16 protein-coding genes are annotated in these 19183 nt (G+C 66.8%); 4 read left to right on the top strand and 12 right to left on the bottom strand.

The annotated features are described in order from the left end of the window. Positions 1-359: 359 nt before the first annotated feature. Positions 360-3032 (top strand): cation-translocating P-type ATPase, encoded by a 2673-nt coding sequence (locus tag AC07YZ_RS22075; protein WP_494796366.1) that lies wholly within the window; start codon positions 360-362, stop codon positions 3030-3032. Here the strand turns inward: AC07YZ_RS22075 and AC07YZ_RS22070 are convergent. Genes AC07YZ_RS22070 through AC07YZ_RS22055 form a run of 4 tightly spaced genes read right to left on the bottom strand, consistent with a single transcriptional unit; the run spans position 3024 to position 7119 of the window. Then, positions 3024-4007 carry an FAD:protein FMN transferase gene (locus AC07YZ_RS22070; protein WP_494796365.1) on the bottom strand — a complete coding sequence of 328 codons (984 nt, stop codon included), beginning with the start codon at positions 4005-4007 and terminating at the stop codon, positions 3024-3026. The two genes, AC07YZ_RS22075 and AC07YZ_RS22070, sit on opposite strands and share 9 nt — an antisense overlap. Beyond that, positions 3988-6195 (bottom strand): PepSY domain-containing protein, encoded by a 2208-nt coding sequence (locus AC07YZ_RS22065; RefSeq protein ID WP_494796364.1) that lies wholly within the window; start codon positions 6193-6195, stop codon positions 3988-3990. Before AC07YZ_RS22065 ends, AC07YZ_RS22070 begins: the two co-directional genes overlap by 20 nt. Before the next feature lie 10 nt (positions 6196-6205). After that, positions 6206-6682, bottom strand: a complete 477-nt coding sequence (locus tag AC07YZ_RS22060) for a DUF2271 domain-containing protein (RefSeq protein WP_494796363.1) — start codon at positions 6680-6682, stop codon at positions 6206-6208. Positions 6683-6705: 23 nt separating this feature from the next. Further along, complete coding sequence (locus AC07YZ_RS22055) at positions 6706-7119, bottom strand: PepSY domain-containing protein (RefSeq protein WP_494796362.1); 414 nt, start codon at positions 7117-7119, stop codon at positions 6706-6708. A gap of 730 nt (positions 7120-7849) precedes the next feature. On the opposite strand from AC07YZ_RS22055, the gene AC07YZ_RS22050 reads away from it, so the two are divergent. Further along, complete coding sequence (locus tag AC07YZ_RS22050; RefSeq protein WP_494796361.1) at positions 7850-8272, top strand: hypothetical protein; 423 nt, start codon at positions 7850-7852, stop codon at positions 8270-8272. A 144-nt stretch (positions 8273-8416) separates the two neighbouring features. On the opposite strand, the gene AC07YZ_RS22045 is transcribed toward AC07YZ_RS22050, so the two are convergent. Further along, entirely contained in the window at positions 8417-8776 is a 360-nt protein-coding gene (locus AC07YZ_RS22045; protein ID WP_494796444.1) for an FMN-binding negative transcriptional regulator, read from the bottom strand. Between the two features lie 25 nt (positions 8777-8801). Beyond that, entirely contained in the window at positions 8802-10313 is a 1512-nt protein-coding gene (locus AC07YZ_RS22040) for a ComEC/Rec2 family competence protein (RefSeq protein WP_494796360.1), read from the bottom strand. 155 nt (positions 10314-10468) lie between these two features. Between AC07YZ_RS22040 and AC07YZ_RS22035 the strand changes: the two genes are divergently transcribed. Beyond that, positions 10469-12451 carry an acyltransferase family protein gene (locus AC07YZ_RS22035; protein WP_494796359.1) on the top strand — a complete coding sequence of 661 codons (1983 nt, stop codon included), beginning with the start codon at positions 10469-10471 and terminating at the stop codon, positions 12449-12451. A gap of 60 nt (positions 12452-12511) precedes the next feature. On the opposite strand, the gene AC07YZ_RS22030 is transcribed toward AC07YZ_RS22035, so the two are convergent. From AC07YZ_RS22030 to AC07YZ_RS22005, 6 genes are all read right to left on the bottom strand, one after another. Then, a complete protein-coding gene (locus AC07YZ_RS22030) occupies positions 12512-13516 on the bottom strand; it encodes a transketolase family protein (RefSeq protein WP_494796358.1) in 1005 nt (334 codons plus the stop codon). Beyond that, positions 13513-14367, bottom strand: a complete 855-nt coding sequence (locus AC07YZ_RS22025; protein ID WP_494796357.1) for a transketolase — start codon at positions 14365-14367, stop codon at positions 13513-13515. Before AC07YZ_RS22025 ends, AC07YZ_RS22030 begins: the two co-directional genes overlap by 4 nt. Positions 14368-14401: 34 nt before the next feature. Beyond that, positions 14402-15661, bottom strand: coding sequence for a TRAP transporter large permease (locus tag AC07YZ_RS22020; protein WP_494796356.1), 1260 nt, complete (start codon positions 15659-15661; stop codon positions 14402-14404). A 30-nt stretch (positions 15662-15691) separates the two neighbouring features. Further along, the gene (locus AC07YZ_RS22015) at positions 15692-16207 is read right to left on the bottom strand and encodes a TRAP transporter small permease (RefSeq protein WP_494796355.1); all 516 of its coding nucleotides are present in this window, start codon (positions 16205-16207) and stop codon (positions 15692-15694) included. Positions 16208-16226: 19 nt separating this feature from the next. Next, positions 16227-17213, bottom strand: coding sequence for a TRAP transporter substrate-binding protein (locus AC07YZ_RS22010; protein WP_494796354.1), 987 nt, complete (start codon positions 17211-17213; stop codon positions 16227-16229). A 147-nt stretch (positions 17214-17360) separates the two neighbouring features. Continuing rightward, positions 17361-18110: an SDR family NAD(P)-dependent oxidoreductase gene (locus tag AC07YZ_RS22005; protein ID WP_494796353.1), complete on the bottom strand. Its 750-nt coding sequence runs from the start codon at positions 18108-18110 to the stop codon at positions 17361-17363. A gap of 187 nt (positions 18111-18297) precedes the next feature. Here AC07YZ_RS22005 and AC07YZ_RS22000 point away from each other — a divergent pair, with 187 nt between their 5' ends. Then, positions 18298-19182, top strand: coding sequence for a LysR substrate-binding domain-containing protein (locus AC07YZ_RS22000; RefSeq protein ID WP_494796352.1), 885 nt, complete (start codon positions 18298-18300; stop codon positions 19180-19182). The last annotated feature ends 1 nt before the right edge of the window (position 19183 follow it).

Genomic DNA, 19183 nt, shown 5'->3' with positions numbered 1-19183 from the left:
AACTTGGGACACTTTCTCGGGGCGGCTTGGGGGAGGAAACCGCGGGGAGCATCAATCGTGGCGTACTCTGTGTATGGCGCAGAACGGCCCGCCGAACCTTGGTGAGCCCGTTTCAGACGCCGTCAATGATTGGGATGCCCACGTCATCACGGAGGGCCTCTCTGATGGGACAAACGAATCGGCCGCCCACGCCAGAATGTGTCGATGACCAGCATCGTCGCGCAGCCCAGTCTTCTCGGCCTGTGCGAACGGTGCCTCAGGCACAAGAAGTAGCTTCGTGGGTTCGCGACCTAACAGGCTGTCACCGCGGTCGCTTGTAAGCTTGTAGCCAAGGAGGTGGTCGACGACCCGGCCCTGACATGTCCAAGACCCAAACTGATCTGGCTGAACTTGGCGCGGCACCCCAAATCGAGGTGCCCGCCTCTACGGTCGAACCCGAATCGGGTCTGTCCGCGGCCCAGGCTGCCCAGCGCTTGGCCGAAGACGGCCCCAATGCGCTGCCCGGCGGACAGCGCCGTTCCTTGCTGTCGATTGCCTTGGCAACCGTGCGCGAGCCGATGTTTCTTTTGCTGATTGCGGCGGGAACCCTGTACCTCCTCTTCGGCGATCTGCAGGAAGGCCTGACGCTCTTTGGATTCGTGGTTGTTACCCTTGGGCTCACTCTGTACCAGGAGGGCAAGACAGAGCGGGCCATTGAGGCTCTGCGCGACCTCACGAGCCCGCGCGCGCTGGTCATCCGAGACGGCCAACCCCAACGCATTGCCGGGCGCGACGTGGTGCGCGGCGACCTGCTCAAGCTGAGCGAGGGTGACCGTGTTCCGGCCGATGCCCTGCTGGTTTCCGCCGATGGAGTCCGGGCCGACGAATCGCTGTTGACGGGCGAGGCTGTTCCGGTGGGCAAGCGGTTGGCGCAGCCCGAAGAACTGGCTGCTGCGGCGAAGCCTGCAGACACCGCGCGCGTTGCGCCTGGCGGCGACGATCTGCCTGTGGTCTACGCGGGCACGCTGATCGTGCAGGGCAACGCGCTGGCGCGTGTGACAGCCACAGGTGAGCGAAGCGAGATTGGCCGCATCGGTACCTCGTTGGGTACCGTGGAGAACGAGCGTTCGCCTCTTCAGAAGCAGACGACCCGGTTGGTGCGCAACCTGGCGTTGCTGGCGCTGGCGCTCAGCCTGTTGCTGATACTGGTTCATGGGCTGATCAAGGGTGACTGGCTACAGGCACTGCTGGCTGGCATCGCCCTGGCCATGGCTCTGCTGCCCGAGGAATACCCAGTGGTGCTGACGGTTTTTCCCGCGCTCGGTGCACGCCGACTGTCCAAGGAGGGCGTGCTCACCCGGCGCATCAACGCTATTGAGACGCTGGGCGCCACCACGGTGCTGTGCAGCGACAAGACGGGCACCCTGACCGAGAACCGCATGACCGTGACGGTCCTGGTCGCCGGAGGTGTCGATCTGGCCGAGAGTCTCGCGCTGGATACGCGGGCCGAAATCCAGTCAACCGAAGGTTCACCGACCGAACGCCAGTTGCCCGAGGTATTCCATGCCCTGGTGGAGTTGGCGATCCTGGCCAGCGTGGTCGACCCCTTCGACCCCATGGAGAAAGCCTTCCATCAACTCGGCTTGCGCTTCCTCGCCGACACCGAACACCTGCACCGCGACTGGCGTCTGGTGCGTACCTATGCGCTGAGTCCGGCATTGCGGGCGATGTCGCACGTGTGGGCCGCGCCGGGTGACGGCGTCCAGACCGTCGCCGCCAAGGGCGCGCCGGAGGCGGTGATGGACCTGTGCCACCTTGACGATGCGCAGAGGTACCGCGTCGGCAGCGCCGTTGACAAGCTGGCGGCCGAGGGACTGCGCGTGCTGGCGGTTGCGCGCGGATCGTTTGCTGGGCAGGACTGGCCGGAAGAAGAGCACGGCTTCGATTTCGAGTTCATCGGGTTGCTTGGCCTGGCCGACCCGGTGCGCGCAGAAGTGCCAGCCGCCGTGGCCGAATGCCGTGCCGCCGGTATTCGTGTGGTCATGATCACCGGCGACTACCCGGCGACGGCGCGAGCGATCGCACAACAGGCTGGGCTGGCCGAGTGCGGTGGTGACGTGCTGACTGGCGACGAAATCGCAGGACTTGGCGACGAGGAGCTGCGCGAGCGCATGGCCACCGTCAGCGTCTGCGCCCGAATCGCACCGGAGCAGAAGCTGCGTATCGTCCAGGCGCTGAAGGCCCGAGGCGACATCGTCGCGATGACGGGTGATGGCGTGAACGACGCACCGGCGCTGCGCGCGGCGCATGTGGGCGTGGCCATGGGAAGGCGCGGCACCGACGTGGCACGCGAGTCGGCTTCGCTGGTGTTGATCGACGACAACTTCGCGGCCATCGTCGCCGCGGTACGCCTGGGTCGCAGGATCTTCGACAACCTGCGCAAGGCCATGTCGTACATCCTGGCGGTGCACGTTCCTATCGCTGGCATGGCGATGTTGCCGGTGCTGTTTGGATGGCCGGCCTTGCTGTACCCGATGCACATTGCCTTGCTCGAGCTCATCATCGACCCGGCCTGCTCGATTGCCTTCGAAAACGAGCCTGCGGAAAGCGACGTGATGCGGCACCCGCCGCGTGATGCCACCGCCCCCCTGTTTGGCGGCGCTACCCTGGTTCTGGCGCTGGTTCAGGGTCTGGGTGTGCTGGCTGTCGTCATGGCCGCGTTCGCATGGGCCAGTACGCGCATCCCCGAGCCCGAGGCCCGGGCCTTTGCGTTTGCCACTCTGGTCGTGGGCAACCTGTCCCTGATCCTTTCCAACCGTTCGGCCACCCGGTCGCTGTGGGCAACGCTGCGCACGCCGAACTGGACGCTGTGGGGCGTGCTGGGTTTGGCAAGCGCATTGTTGCTGGCTGCGCTCTACATTCCCTGGGCTTTGGGAGTGCTGCGATTCGCGCCCCTGCCGGCACACGAGCTGGCCACCGCCTGCGGTCTGGGCGTGCTGAGCGTGCTGTGGTTCGAAGGCATCAAGTGGGTGCGTCGAAGGCCGTCAGCTTGACAGATCTGCGGATCTGCCAAACCGACCCAGCCCCAGTTCCATCAAACCTTCAGCACGGCGCAACAGAAACAGCACATCCATCCCCATGCGCTGTGCGATGGCCAGACCCTTGTCGGGGCCTGCCACCAATAGGGCCGAGGCCCAGGCGTCCGCGTGCATGCAGGTGCCCGCCAGCACGGTGACCGATGCCACGGCGTTGTTCACGGGTGCGCAGCGGCGCGGGTCCATGGTGTGTGCGAGGCGCGCATCACCCACTTCCAGATAGCGTCGGTAGTCGCCCGAGGTGGCCACAGCCAGATTCTCCAGCTCGATGACGCCGTGCACCGCGCGGTGTCCAGGCTCTGGGCGTTCGAGCGCCACAGCCCAGGGAACGCCGTTGGCCTGAGCGCCCACGGCGCGCAGCTCACCATCCAGCGCTGCCAGTGCATGCCGCACGCCGTGCTGTTGCAGCACGGTGGCCATGCGGTCCACCGCGTAGCCCTTGGCAATGCCGCACAGGTCGAGTTGCAAGGTCGCACGCTTGCGGGCGCGGCCAGAGGGCCTGTCCAGCTCCAGGCGCTCGTGCGCACCGGAAGATGTGGACTGGCGTGCGGCGCGGATCGCTTGCGCGTCGGGTGCATCGCGCACCGCGCCAAACCCCCAGGCATTCACCAGCGCACCCACGCACGGATCGAATGCACCCGCGCTCAGGCGGTGGACATCGAGTGCACAGTCCAGTACCTCCAGGATTTCAACGGGCAGGTCCACCCATTCGTCCACGGGCGCGCGGTTCAGGCGCATGAGGTCGCTGTCCGGTTTCCAGGGCGACATCTGCTCGTCCACCTGCTCAACCGCAGCGGCGAGGTCCTGGCGCAAGGCCGCCAGGTTCATGGTGTTGTCGGCGTCGACCGTGGCAGACCAGCGTGTGCCCATGGTCGGACCGTGTAGGGTGGTGCGCTGGCAGGGCGCATCGGGCTCAGAAGACATCTTCGGCATAACGCTCCTTGGCTTTCAGCTTCGATACGCTCAACTGCAGTGGCGCCAGCACCATGTCCAGCGTTTCGGCCACGCCCTGCGCCATGGCACGGCTTCCGCATACGCGCACGATGGCGCCCTGTGCCAACAGGCCGCGCACGCGCTCGGCATCTCGGCGCAGGGCATCCTGCACATAGCCGCCGCCGTCGGGTACACGGGAGAAAACCGTCTGCAGCGTTGCCAGGCGCCCTTCGCCGAGCCAGCGCTGAATGTCGGGGCCGAAGTAAAAATCCCGCGCCGGGTCGCGCCCACCAAAGTACAGGTGCATCGGGCGGCGTCTGTCGTTGCGGCGGATGAAGCCGGCCAGCGGCGCCACACCGGTGCCCGCCCCGATCAGCAGCACCGGCCGCCGGGTTCGCGGCAGTGCGAAGCCAGGGTTGGGTCGGATGAAGGCCGCAATGCTGTCTCCCTGTTGCAGGCCCAGCAAGTGCGTAGAACACAGGCCACCGGGCATCTGACGCACGCAGATTTCCAAGAACCCGTCTTTCCAGCCCGACGCCAGCGAGTAGTAGCGCGGCACAGCCGAACCCGGCGGCACGATGCCCACGAGATCGCCTGCTGCAAACCGCGCCAGACCGTGCCCGCGCAGGCGTGCGCCCGGTCCCTCTGCAGGCCACGCAAAGCGCAGGATCGCCGTGGCCTGCCCGGTGACCCCGGGATAGTCCTGGCGCGCCATGAGTGTGAGCGTCGCGGTGGGTGGTACGCGCGGTACATGCTCCAGGGCCAGGGGTTCGCCGAGCGCCTGCGCCAGGGCATCGCCCCAGCGCGCGAACTGCTGGCCCGATTGCTGGTGGATGCACTCCAGCGGCAGCAACGCGGGCCAGCCCTGTGCGCGCAGCGTCTGATCCAGCGCCACGGCAAAGGCGCAGAAGGTCGGGTACTGCCGGTCGCCAAAGCCCAGCACCGTCGCTGGCACAGCGCTGGCGCTGTGCCCGGCGATGTGCTCCAGGGCGCTGCTGGCGTGGGCCGGGGCCTGGCCTTCGCCATAGGTTGCTGCAAGCACAAACACCTGCCGCGTGGCGGCCGTGGTTCGAAAGTTCTCCAGCGCGCTGGTGTGAACGCGGTGGCCGCCCTGGCTCAGCGCGTCTTGCAGCGTTTGGGCAAAACCCCAGGTGCTGCCGCCTTCGCTGGCCACGAAGATGAGCACGTCAGCCTGTGCCAGCGGGGTGTTGCCGGTGATGTGTGGCGCCTGGCGGCGCGCTTGCCACCAGATGACAACGCCCGACAGCCAGAACAGCAGCACGCTGGCGCCCACGAGCCCGAGCACCACGGCCCAGGGCCAGGCCGCTTCGCCCGTGTGCAGCACCACGGCCCAGTCGTAGACGCGCTGAGTCAGGGTGGCGTCTTGCCAGGCCAGCATCTGGCCCGAGTACCGGTCGATCCAGCCCTGACCCTGGGCAGTGGCAACGTTCCAGGTGTCTTCCGGGTCGGTGGCGCCGGGAAAGTTCAGTTTGCGCAAATCCTGCACAGCAAGGCCTTGCAGCGCGGCCAGCTGCGCGCCGGGCAAGTCGGGCTGGCCGGTGAGCATCGAGAGCACCTCAGGCTCGGCCCGGGAGTCCAGTTCCACGAGACCCAGTGTCGATGCGCTCATGGTCAGCGCCGTGAGCGATGTCAAGCAAAGCACTGCGAGCACCACACGGCCCGCGACCACGTGGATGCGCTGCGCCAGCGAGCCACGCACCCGCGCCGCCAGCTTCCGCCAGCCGCCCATGCGACGCAGCAAAAGCACCAGGGCAGAGACGCACAACACGCCCATGGCCAGCGCAATGCCCGCTGCGCCCCAGCGCCCGGTGTCGCCCAGCAGCAGCGAGCGGTGCAGGTTCTTCACCCAGCGCGGCAGCGCCGAGGCTTGCCAGGCGCCCAGCACCCGGCCATCGGCAGGGTCCACGTACTGCGCCTGCGGCTGGTCGCCGGCAAAGCTGAACACCACGATGGCACCCGAGGGCAGGTGGCGAATCTCTTCCGCGCCTGGAACGGTGCGCGTCACGCGCTCCACCAGCGTGGCCACGGGCAAATCGCCCGGTGCGGCGGGCGCCTGCCACGCCTGCTGTACCGGGTCGATCGCCAAAACAGAGCCGGTGATGCCCAGCACCACAGCCAGGGTTCCCACGGTCAGGCCCAGCCAGCGGTGGATGACTTTCCAGCTCATGCGAGTCCCTTTACTGAAGTTGGAAGGTCACCGACTGGATGTACTGCTTGCCGGCCTGCGGCTTGCCGACGTTCGCTTTGGAAAGCGGGACGCGGACCTCCGACGGGCTGTCCCGCATGTCTTCCACAGCGGCGTCGATGCGGATTTCATAGCCCGCGTCAATCAGTGCGTCCGCCAGATCGGCTGTGACCTTGAGCGTGCGCCCTGCGCCCACACTGGCGCCGGTCACGCCATCCAGGCGCTTGGCGTCACCCGCCGAGAGGCGGCTCCAGTCAGACAAGTGCTTGTGGTACTTGGCCTTGCCACCTGCCACCCACAGCGTGCGCACATAGGCGCCTTTTGCATCGGTCAGGTACGCCGCCAGGTAGGCGCCGTCGCCGCCGTAGTTCTTGAGCTGGGCTGTCAGCGTGAGCGGGCGGCTGTGTGCCAGGGCGGGAAGGGCCAGCGCGCAGGCGGTGGCCAGAATGGTCATGAGAGGTTTGGACATGGTGATGCTCCTGTGGGAAGGGGTTACTCGATCTGGCCGCGCGGCGCGGTGCCAGGGTTCAATAAAGGCGGTGGCGCGGTGGCGCCGTCTGGTTGCGGTGGTCGTTCCTGCTGCGCAGAGCCCTTTTCATCGCGATCGCGTTCCCGTGCACGCTGGCGGTCGTCTTGCTTCATCTTCAATACCGTCAGGGTCTCCGGGTCGATCTTGGCTTTGAAGCTGCGTCCTTGGGCATCCGTGCCGCGAATTTCATAGCAGCCGTCATCGATCTTCAGCCGTTGGATCTGCCAGCCCTGTGCGGCTGCCATTTGCCGCACAGACTCACGCGTCTGCCAACGATTCAGCGGCGCATCGCAATCGTCACCGGCCCATACGGGAAGGGTGGTCAAGCCCAGTGACAGAACCAGCAAGCCGTGCCGCAAAGAGGGTTGGTGTTTCATGGGAGACTCCTTTAAAAGGGGGGGTACATGGCAAGCGGTTCGCGGTGCAGGCTCCGCATGGCGGCGTGAGGATTCGACCCAACCCGCCATGAATCGCAGCGTGTGGACCAGCCTTCGTAGCAGTCGGGCGGCGCGACGGCCGCCCATGCAAAAGCTGGTGCCCGTCAGCCCAATTCCTGCTTCAACTTTGATCCGAATGAGGTTTGCGCCTTCTTACTGAATGGCATTGTGGAAAAACCACCGTGTATGCACGCTGAATGGCGCATTCATTCGCTGTTCATCATCTGAAAGGCAAAACGCAGGCCCATGGTCTTGTGCTGTTTCGTCGCCCTTCGCTGGAGTGAGGCGGCATGTGTGCGTTGGCGTCGGATGCATGGTACGCGCCCCATTTCGTTTCAAGCTGAACGCTTGCCGACCGGTCCTGGCAACGTGCATCGATCACGCTCTCTATGACCGGGCGCTCGGTCAATGGCTGCACGCTGACGACGTTTCCGGTGCCGGACCGCTCCAACGGGTCAAGCTCGGCTCTGCGGACATTCACCAGGGCGGGCGTCCACGAGGCTTGTCGACGCCCACCCTTTGTGGCCAGCGTGCTCCATTGGCGCGCAAGCGACGGGGGAGGGCCAGCTGAACGACTGGTGAACGAGTTCTTCAGCGTCTATACATCACGGCATGTGCAGACTGAACCCACAGTCAATGTCGACTGGGATTGCACGCAGAGGACTTCATCATGAACAAGACCATACTTCTTGCATCGCTAGGCATGTTGGCCGTAGCCACCAGTACCTTGTCGCTGGCCGATGCCCGCGAATACCGCGCGGACCTTGGCGTGGGGCTTCTGTCCGGCCATGGCAAAGAAGATATTCGATTGGCATGGGACTCTCGCAAACGCGACGAGCATGCGGACCGGTATGAAGTAAGCGACAACCGTCGCAACCGCGAAAAGACCAAGCGCACGCGTCCGGATGACTGGGTCGACCACGGGATGCAGGCCGTGCCCACCACTGCCGGCGCGGGCCAACCTGGTGACGGGTGGCGTTACTTCTCGGACCCTGCGGCGGAACGCGCCGTCGTCATCAGTCCGCAAGGTGAGTACTTCTTCAGTCGCGGCAAGGGCCTCAGGTTGGTCGCGGTGACACAGCCCGGATCCTGAGCCCTCGCAGCTTCAAAGTGGTATCTGGCTCGCCGCAGAAACCGCCATTCCGGGGCATGGGCTCAATCGGCGGAAACCATCGGTGGCGAGGGCGTTTTCTGGCTGATCGGATGATCGGAGCTGGCCGAAAACAGCTCCCCTTCTTCACGCCTCCCCAGCCCCGCGCATGGCCTCCGCCGTCTCCGAATTTCCCAATCCCGCCACTCCCTCGGCGGCTCCCAGGCGGTCGCGCGCTTCGCGGTTCTGGCTCAGCTTGGACTTGCCCGCCAGGTGGGTGATTTGAATCTCGATGCCGACGATGTCTTTCAACCGTTCGTTGATGTAGTCCGCCGGTGCATCGCCCATCTTCCAGGGCCTGGCCTGTTGGGAGTGCTGTTCGTTTTCGCGGGTGAGTCGCGCGAGCACGCCACGCAGATAGGCTTCTTCGTCGCGCACGCGCTGGCGGCCGTGGGCGTGCACGACCTGGTAGTTCCAGGTGGGCCCGTGGTGGGGACGTACATGCAGGGTGTCGATGGAAGTGGTGGCTTGCTCAACTCAGCTCCAACTCCCCCGCCGCGTTGAAGGCGTAAAGAAAGTAGAACCACTTCTTGGTGTCCGAGCCGCTTTCGATGCGGAACGCGGTCATCAGCCGTTCGCCGTCGGTCTTGAGGTAGATGGCGCCGTACACCTCCACGTTGCTGCTGCCCAGCTGGCGTATGTCTTGTTTGATGCGCTCCAGTTGCGCCGGGGTGATGCCAGCGCTCAGGGCGTCCACGCGGGCCAGCAGGGCGTCCACCGTCTTGCGGTTTTCCTGCGCGCGCGTGGAGCGCTGCAGCTCGGTGGACAGGATCACCGGCGCCGCGCCGCGGCCGGCGGCGCCCAGGCGGCCCAGCAGGTCGGGCCGGGGGTGCACGTGGCCTTCCGCGTCGCCCGAAGAGATCACGAAAGCCGCGGGGTGCACCGCCTGCAGGAAGGCGTCGGTCACCTGGCTTGAACCGTGGTGGCACGACTTCATGACCTCGGCGCTCAGGGTGGCGCGCGCGGTGTCGATCATCTGCTGGTAGGCGGCGCTGCCTTCGCGGGGCCAGGCGTCCAGGCCGGCGTAGTGCGTCAGCAGAAATTTTTCGGCCGGCAGGTTGAGGTCGCCGCCGAAGAGCACGCTGAACCGGCCGAGGCTGAGCTTGAGCAACACCGAATGCCCGTTCTTGGTTTCGCCGTACGAGTTGAAGCGGCGCAGCCGCGGCGCCTGCTGCGCATCGGGCTCCACCACCGGGCCCAGCACCTGGATGGTGTAGCCCCGCTGGTCCGAGGGGCCGAAGCCGGGCATCCACGCGAGGCCCTGCTCTTGCTGGGCGTGGGTGGTGGAGAGCATGCGGATGTCGCCAATCTTGGGGTTGTCCAGCGCGGCTTTCATGACGCGTGGGAACAGGTAGCGTGTGTCGTCGGTGACGCCGCCAAACGCCGCCTCGATGGCCGGGCGGTCCACCGCCAGGGCGTGGATGTAGGCGCGGCCGGTGGCGCCGTCGACCACGGGCTGGCCGATCTTGTCCCAGGTGCCGGGCACGGGGCGCTCCACCAGGCCGTTGTGGTAGACGGTCTTGAAGCCGACCTGCGGGTTCTGGAACAGCTGCAGGAAGCCCTGGTAGTGGTCCTGGTCGGGGTGGGTGAGCACGGCGGCGTGGAAGTTGAAGCCGGCGTAGGTCTGGAAGCGCGCTTTGAGAAAGGCGTTCATGTTGCCGGCCTCGCCCGCGTCGATCACCATGATGCGTTCGTGCGCGCCGCGTTCGGGCGAGACGACGACGGCGCCGTCGCCCTGGCCGACGTCGACAAAGATGATCTCCAGCGGGCGCTGGGTCACCACGTCCTGCTCGGGGATGTAGAGCGTGCGGCGGGCGGTGGGCGAGCGTGGCGCCCAGTCCACCTCCAGCCAGCCGTCGCCCAGTTCCTGGCGGATGTTGAGGTAGTCGCCCCAGAGGACTTGCCGGGCCTTGGTCTTGCGGTTGCTCTCGTACAGGTACGAGGGTTTGCCGTCTGCGCGCAGCGCCACGAATCGATGGGCCATGGTCAGTCCCTCCTTGTGCTGAGCGGGAGCGTAGGCGCAAGTGGTGCCGCCGTCCAGTGGGGCAGGGCTCAGAAGCCGCCGCGACCCGCCGGTCACGGCGTTTCAAGGCCTTTGTTAGGATGCGAAGTTGCCTTTTTGCCCCTCACCCCAGCCTCATGTCGCACCCGCCACACACCGACAACTACCGCCCAGACATCGACGGCCTGCGGGCCGTTGCCGTCTCTGCGGTCGTCATCCACCACGCCTTTCCCCAGTTTTTTCCGGGCGGCTTCATCGGGGTGGACATCTTCTTCGTGATCTCGGGCTACCTGATCAGTTCGATCATCCTGGACAACCTGGCGCGCAACCGGCTCAGCTTCGCGGACTTCTATGCCCGCCGCGTCAAGCGGATCTTTCCGGCGCTGTTTCTGGTGCTGGCGTTCACGCTGGTCTATGGCTGGTTCGTGCTCTCGCCGCTGGAATACAAGGCGGTGGGCAAACACGCGCTCGCGGGCAGTTTCTTTCTGTCCAACTTTGCTTTCTGGCAGGAGGCGGGTTACTTCGATGCGTCGGCGGTTGAAAAGCCGCTGCTGCACCTGTGGTCGCTGGCGATCGAGGAGCAGTTCTACATCTTCTGGCCGCTGACCCTGTTGGCGCTGCACCGCAGCCACCAGCCCAAGAAGGTCTGGATCCTGGCCCTGCTGCTGCTCTCGCTGGCGGTCAACCTGTGGCTGGTGCGGCGGGACTTGACGGCGGCGTTCTACAACCCGATGGGCCGCTTCTGGGAAATGATGATGGGGGCCTATCTGGCCGCCAGCCGCCCGGCCCCGGGGGCCGCGGAGCCGGGCTCCGGCGCCAGGGCGCAGTGGTTGTCGACCCTGGGCATCGCGCTGCTGGCCCTGGTCATGTTCAAGCTCCACCCGGAGCGGCGGTTCCCCGGGGGCTGGGCTTTCGTGGGCACCCTGGCCACCTGCCTGCTGATCGCCGCCGGCCCGCGCGGGTGGTTCAACCGGTACGTGCTGTCGAGCAAACCCGTGGTCTGGATCGGGCTGATCAGCTACCCCCTGTATCTGTGGCACTGGCCGCTGCTGGCCTATCCACACATTGAATTGGGCGAGGCGCCGCGCGCGCTGCATCAGATTGGCTGGGTGTTGCTGGCCGTGCTGCTGGCCTGGCTGACCTACCGGCTGGTCGAGCGCCCGATCCGCTTTGGCCATTGGCGCCAGTGGCGCTTCACCACGGTGGCCCTGGGCGCCGGGGTGGCACTCTCTGGCCTGACCGGCTTCACCATCTACCAGCAGGAAGGGCAGCCCGAGCGCCTGCAGATGCTGGCGGCCAACCGGGCGTCCAGCGACGGCACGCCCGAGCAGACCCAGGCGCTGCTGGCCACGCTCTCGTCCAAAGGGGGGCGGTCCGCCGTCACCGAGGGCTGGCGCGACGGCGACTGCATGCTGGATTTCAAGGCGCTGCCCAGCCAATACAAGCCGTTCTGCGTCGAGAAGAAGCGCCCGCTGGTCTTCCTCTGGGGCGACTCGCACGCCGGCTCGCTCTACCCGGGGTTCAAGGCGCTGCAGGACAGCGGCCAATACAGTTTCGGCCTGGGTGAGCGCACGGCCGCGATCTGCCCGCCCATCCTGGGCATCGAGCCGCGCCCGCGTTGCAGGAGCCTGAACGACGACACCATCCGGGTCATTCGCGAGACCAAACCCGACGTCGTCGTGCTCTACGCCTGGTGGCACGAGGGCAAGGTCAAGGGCCGCTACAAAGACACCTCCGGCCTGGAGCCGACCGTGGCCGAGCTCAAGAAGGCCGGCGTCAAGCGCATCGTGCTGCTCGGCGCGGTGCCGTACTGGCGCGAAGATCTGCCCAAGCTGCTGCTGAAGGAGTGGAAAGCCAGGCAGCGCCTGCCGCTGCGGCTGGGTGACGAGTTCCTGGACCCGCACGTGAAGGCCGCGACCGCCGAGATGCGCCAACGCGCCGCCGCCATGGGCATCGAATTCATCTCGGGGATGGACTCTTTCTGCAACCGCGACGGCTGCCTGTCGCGCATGGAATCCGGCTCCACCGAGCCCCTGAGCTACGACTACGGGCACCTGTCGTTGCCCGCGGTGAAGTACTACGTGCAGCAGATCGCGCCGCGGATTCTGGGGAAGAGCTGAACGCGGTGTCGGCCACGTGGCGGCGTGTTGGGGTGCCTCGTGCGGCGCGCCGAATGTCCGTCAGCTCAGCCAGGCCTTCACGCGGCCAGCCAGCGCCTCGGTACTGATGCCGTAGCGGTCGTGCAGCGTGGGCAGGGCGCCGGCGTCGAGGTAGGCATCGGGCAGGCCGGCCAGGCGGAATTTGGCGGGCGCCACGCCGTTTTGCAGCAGGCTGCTGGCCACCGCTTCGCCCAGGCCGCCGACCACCGAGTGGTTCTCGGCCACCACCACCAGGCGTGGCTTGCGCAGCACTTCGGCCAGGATGGTCACCTCGTCCAGCGGCTTGATGGTCGGGCAGTGCAGCACGGCCACGCCGATGTTGTCGGCCTGCAGCGCCTTGGCCACTTCCAGCGCGCGCATGGTCATGAAGCCGCTGGAGATGATCAGCACCTCGTCGCCGTCCAGCAGGCGCTTGGCCTTGCCGAGTTCAAACTGGTAGTCGTACTCGTCCAGCACCAGCGGCACGTTGCCGCGCAGCAGGCGCATGTAGACGGGGCCGTTGTGCGCGGCCATCTGCGGCACGGCCTGTTCGATGTCGAGCGCGTCGCAGGGGTCGATGATGGTCAGGCCGGGGATGCCGCGCATCATGGCCACGTCTTCGGTGGCCTGGTGGCTGGGGCCGTAGCCGGTGGTCAGGCCGGGCAGGGCGCAGCACATCTTCACGTTCAGGTTTTCTTCGGCGATCACCTGGTGGATGAAGTCGTAGGCGCGACGCGTGCCGAACACGGCGTAGGTGGTGGCGAAGGGGATCAGGCCTTCCTTGGCCATGCCGCCGGCCGCGCCCATGAGCAACTGCTCGGCCATGCCCATCTGGTAGAAGCGCTCAGGGTAGGCCTGGGCGAACAGGTGCAGGTCGGTGTACTTGGCCAGGTCGGCGGTCATGCCCACAATCTCGGGGCGGTTCGCGGCCAGTTCCACCAGGGCCTTGCCGAACGGCGCGGCCTTCACGCGCTGCCCCTCGCCCGCGATGGAGGCGATCATGGCGGAGGTGGTCAGGCGCGGTTTCTTTTCAGCGACGGTGTTCATGCGGCGGCTCCTTCGGGGGCGGTCTGGTCGAGGATGGCGAGGGCCTGCTGCCACTCGGGCGGATCGACACGGATGAAGTGGTTCTTGTCGCGCGTCTCCAGGAAGGGCACGCCCTTGCCCATGAGCGTGTTGAACAGGATCACGCGGGGCTTGGCTTCTTTCAGCTGGCGCGCCGTGTCGAAGGCGGCCAGCACCGCGGCCAGGTCGTTGCCGTCGATGCGCTGCACGTGCCAGCCAAAGGCCAGCCACTTGTCGGCCAGCGGCTCGAAGCCCAGCACCTGGCTGCTGGGGCCATCGGCCTGCTGGTTGTTGATGTCCACCAGGCAGATCAGGTTGTCCAGCCGGTGGTGGGCGGCCGACATGGCGGCTTCCCAGGTCGAGCCCTCGTCCAGCTCGCCGTCGCTCATGGAGTTGTAGACGAAGGCCTGATTTTTCCTCTGCTTGAGGCCCAGCGCCATGCCCACGCCGATGATCAGGCCCTGGCCCAGCGAGCCGCCGGAGATTTCCATGCCCGGCGTGTAGCTGGCCATGCCGCTCATGGGCAGGCGGCTGTCGTCGCTGCCGTAGGTTTCCAGTTCCTCCTGCGGAATGACGCCGGCCTCGATGAGGGCCGCGTAGTGGGCGATGGCGTAGTGGCCGTGCGAGAGCAGGAAGCGGTCGCGGCCTTCCCATTCGGGGTTCTGCGGTTGCAGGTTCAGCGCGTGGCCATAAGCCACGGCCAGCACGTCGGCCCAGCCCAGGGCCTGGCCGATGTAGCCCTGGCCCTGAACCTCACCCATGCGGACGGCGTAGCGGCGGATGCGATGGGCGCACCGGGCCAGCGCCGGCAGTTTGTCTGCGGCGGAAGTCATGGAAATCTCCTGTGTGAAAGCGGAAGGAAAGCGGTCAGCGCAAGATGGCTGCCGGTACGTAAGAGACCAGTGCCAGAACCAGGAAGGCCACGAGGTAGAACGGCCCGAGCTCGCGCACCGTCTGGCCCACCTTGACCTTGGCCAGTGCCGAGGTGATGAACAGCGTGGTACCCACCGGCGGGGTGTAGAGGCCGACGGCCAGGTTCACCACCATCATGATGCCCAGCTGCACCGGGTCCATGCCGATGCTCTGGGCCAGCGGCAGGAACACGGGGGTCAGCAGCAGGATGGCGGCGGGCAGGTCGATGAACATGCCGAGAAACAGCATCAACACGTTCATGATCAGGATCACGATCCAGTCCTGGCTCACGTTCTGCGTCACCCAGTTCGCCACGCCGCTGGGCATCTGGTCGTAGGTGAGCAGCCAGCCGATGGCGGCCGAGGCCATGATCACCAGCAGCACCACGCCTGTGGCCAGGCCGGCGGACACCACGGCGTCGTTCAGGCGCTTGAGCGACAGGTCGCGGTAGACCACCACCGACACGACCGCCGCGTACAGCGTGGACAGCACGGCCACCTCGGTCGGGGTGGCGATGCCGAAGCGCAGGAACACCACGATCAGCACCGGCAGCAGCAGCGCCGGCGAGGCGTAGAGCAGGTGGGTGCGGAACACGCTCCAGTCGATGGGCGTGGTGTCGCGCGGGAAGTTGCGGCGCCGTCCCACCCACCAGCACATGAACATGAAGCCGCCGCACATCAGCAGGCCCGGCAGGATGCCGGCGACGAACAGCGCCGCGATGGAGGCGTTGGCCGTCAGCGCGAACAGGATCATCGGGATCGAGGGCGGGATCAGGATGTCGATGGTCGCTGCCGCCGCCAGCGTGGCGGCCGAGAAGGCCGGCGGGTAGCCCAGGCGCTTGTGCCAGGGGATCAGCAGCGAGCCAATGGCCGATGCGTCGGCCACCGCCGAGCCCGAGACGCCACCGAACAGCGTGGACGAGAGCACGCCCACCTGCGCCGGGCCGCCGTGGAAGCGGCCGATCAGCGTGGACAGCACGCCGACCAGGGCGGCGCCCAGGCGCCCGCCCATCATCAGCGAGCCGGTGAGCATGAAGAAGGGAATGGCGATCAGCGGGAAGCTCTGCACCTGCGCCACCATCTGCTGCACCAGCAGATCCAGCGGCACGCGGTCGGAGGTCGCTGCGGCGGCCATGGCAGCGACCAGCAGCGCGTGGGCGATGGGCATGGCCAGCACGGCCGCCCCGAGAAAGACGAACAGGATGAGGGCGCTCATGGTGGGCTCCTTGGCGGGTCTTGCGAGGGCTTACCAGTGCGCTTCGGGCACGGCGTGTTCTTCACCGGCCGGGTGTTCCACCGGCGGCGCGGTCCAGGCGTTCCAGGCCGACTTCAACGCCAGCAGACCCAGCATCAGCAGCCCGCCCATGACGCAGCCGTAGGTCAGCGAACCGGGCACCTGCAGGATGGGCGACTTCTCGTCGTGCACGATCTCCAGCATCTGGTAGGTGGACCCCGCCAGCGTGCCGTAGAGCGCGGCCACCACCAGCCAGGTGCCGATGGCCGTCCAGCGGCGCAGCGCGGCGGGCACCGCGTCCATCAGGAAGCTGGTGGTGATGTGCGCCCCGTGCGCCGCGGCCAGCACCACCCCCGACATGACCAGCCAGGGGAACAGCAGTTCGGGCACTTCGTTGGCCCACTGCAGGCTGCTGCCGGTGGCGTAGCGCAGCACGGTGTTGGCCACCAGGATCACGAAGATGACGGCCGTGCTGATCCACAGCAGCACACGGCACAGGCCGACAACGGCGCGTTCGATGAGGTTCATCACACAGCTCCTGGGTCGATCAGCGGGCGGCCGCGATCACCTTCTTCAGGTACGGGCCGATGGGCGTGGCCAGCCACTTGTCGTCCACCGCGGCGGTGGCCTTGGCGAAGGCGGCCTTGTCCACCGTGGTCACCTGCACGCCCTTGGCTTTCAGGTCGTCCAGCAGCTTGGCGTCGGCGTCAGCCGAGAGCTTGCGCTGCAGTGCGGTGGCTTCGGCGGCGGCGTCCTGCACGGCCTTCCTGTCGGCGTCGCTCAGGCGGTCCCAGGTGCGCTTGCTCATCAGGAAGGGCGTCATCTGGAACATGTGGCTGGTCAGCGCCAGGTGCTTCTGCACTTCGTACAGCTTGCTGGCGTGGATGTTGACCAGCGGGTTCTCCTGGCCGTCCACCACACCCTGCTGCAGCGCCACGTACAGCTCGGCGAACTTGATCTGCTGCGCCTCGGCGCCCAGGGCCTGCATGATGTCCACCAGCACCGCGTCGGGCGGGGTGCGCATCTTCAGGCCCTTCATGTCCTCGACCTTGCCGATCGGGCGTTTGCTGTTGGTCATGTGGCGGATGCCGTTGTCCCAGTAGCCCAGCACCACCATGCCCTTGTCGGCCGATTTCTGCGCCAGCTCCTGGCCCAGCGGGCCGTCCAGCAGCTTGAAGGCCTGGGCCGGCGTGGAGAACATGAAGGGCATGCCGTAGGCCGCGTACTCGGGCACGGCCACCGACACCGCGCCCTGCGAGTTGGCGGTCATGTCCAGCGCGCCGGTGCGCACGGCCGTGACCATGGCGGCGTCGTCGCCCAGCTGGGCCGAGGGAGCGACCTGCACCTCGATGCGGCCGGCCGATTTGGCCTTGAGCACCTCGGCAAACTTGACCGCGGCCTCATGGCGCGGGTTGCCCGGCGCGGCGCCGTGGCCCAGGGTCAGCTTGGTGGCCTGGGCCTGCGCGGCCAGGGGCAGGGCGGCGGCCAGCGCAGCCACGGCGAGCAGGGAGCGGGTGAAGGTCTTGCGTTGCATGGTGTTTGTCTCCAGTGGTTATGGGTGAAGGTAAAGGGTCTCAGTGCGCCGCGCGATGCGAACCAGCTGGGGATGCCGCCGATCTGGCTTGGCCAGTCGGCTGGCATCGCCCCCTGGGGGGTGACGCCGAAGGCGGCGCGGGGGGGGTCAATGAATCAGCATGCCGCCGTTCACGTCGAGCGTGATGCCGGTGCAGTAGGTCGAGAGCGGGCTGGCCAGGAACACGCAGGCGCCGGCGATGTCGCCGGCCCGGCCCAGGCGGGCCAGCGGGATGGTCTCGGCGATCTCGGCCTTCTTCTCTTCGGTCAGCTTGCCTTTGATGATGTCGGTGCCGATCAGGCCGGGCGTGATGCAGTTGACGCGGATGTTCTCCGGGCCGAACTCGCGCGCCATGGCACGGGCCAGGCCCAGCACGCCGGCCTTGGCGGCCGAGTAGTGCGGGCCGCCCAGGATGCCGCCGCCACGCTGCGCCGATACCGACGAGATGCAGACGATGGAGCCGCTCTGCTGCGCGCGCAGCGTGGGCAGCACGGCCTGCGACATGTAGAGCGTGCCGCGCAGGCTCACGTCCAGGATGCGGTCGTAGTCGGCGCCGGTGATTTCCAGTGTTTTCACCGGCTGCGTGATGCCGGCGTTGTTGACCAGGGTGTCGATGCGGCCGAAGGCCTGCAGTACCGCGGCCACGGCGGCGTCGCACGATGCCTTGTCCGTCACGTCGGCCACCAAGCCGATGGCGCCCTGGCCGATCTGCGCGGCGGCGGCGGCCGGTTCGGCGCGTTCCAGATCGAGGATGGCGACCTTGGCCCCTTGCGCGGCCATCAGTCGGGCGGTGGCGAACCCCAAGCCATTGAGGCCGGCCCCGCCGGTGATGATGGCAACCTGGTCTTTGAGCAGCATGTGTCGAGTCTCCTGTGGTGGAACAAAGGCAGGAGACGCACCGCCCTGGACGGGGCGTTTGTGGTGTGGCTGGGGGCGCCTTGTCTCCTGTTCTGGGAGCGGATTCTGGAAGCCGCTCAAGTTGATGACAAGCGATTAAATGTCAGCGTAAGATGACAAATCGTCACCCAACCACAGGGTTCACCCCATGTCCGCCTTGCCCCCCATCGCCAACCTGCAAGCCTTCGAAGCCGTGGCGCGCCGCCGCAGTTTTGCGCTGGCCGCGGCCGAGCTGCACCTCACGGCATCGGCGATCAGCCACCAGGTTTCGCGGCTGGAGGCGCAACTGGACATCCGCCTGTTCGAGCGCAGTGCGCACGGCGTGCGCCTGAGCCCGGCGGGCGAGCATTACCTGCTGCACGTGGGCGCGGCGCTGTCGGCCATTTCGTCGGCGACCGACGATCTGCGCCAGGGCATCCGCAATAGCCTGTACGTGCATTCGGCGCCCAGCATCGCCAGCCTCTGGCTCATGCCGCGCCTGCACCGCTTCGCGCAGGCCTACCCCGACATTTCGCTGAACCTCTCCGCCGCCCACACCCCCAGCGACTTCGCGCTCGGCCAGGCCGACATCGACATCCGTTACGGCATCCCGCAATGGGGCGATCTGGTGGTGGAGCCCTTGTTCGAAGAAGCCATCGTGCCCCTGGCCAGTCCGGCCTTCATCAAGGCGCACAAGCTCAAGCGGATCGAGCAGTTGCTGGAGGTGCCGCTGATTCAGAGCAATGTGAGCATCGTGCAATGGTCGGACTGGTTCGGCCGCTTTGCGAAACTGCGCGCGCCCGACCGTTTTTCGCTGCGCTTCGACCGGGCCCAGATGTCGCTCGACGCGGCAACCCAAGGTTTGGGCGTGGCGCTGGAGAGTGCGGTGAATGCGGGCGGCCACCTCGCCGATGGCAGGCTCAAGGCGCCGTTCGGCACAGCCCAGGCCATCCGCGTGAAGGCGCACTTTGCCGTCTACCCCGAGCGCCATGCCAAGCGCCCGGCGGTCGAGGCGTTCCTGTCGTGGTTGCACGGCGAGGCGGCGAAGACCTGAG

The organism is Hydrogenophaga sp. GW101-3F08, from assembly GCF_059424585.1.
This window is presented reverse-complemented; position numbering and strand designations above follow the sequence as displayed.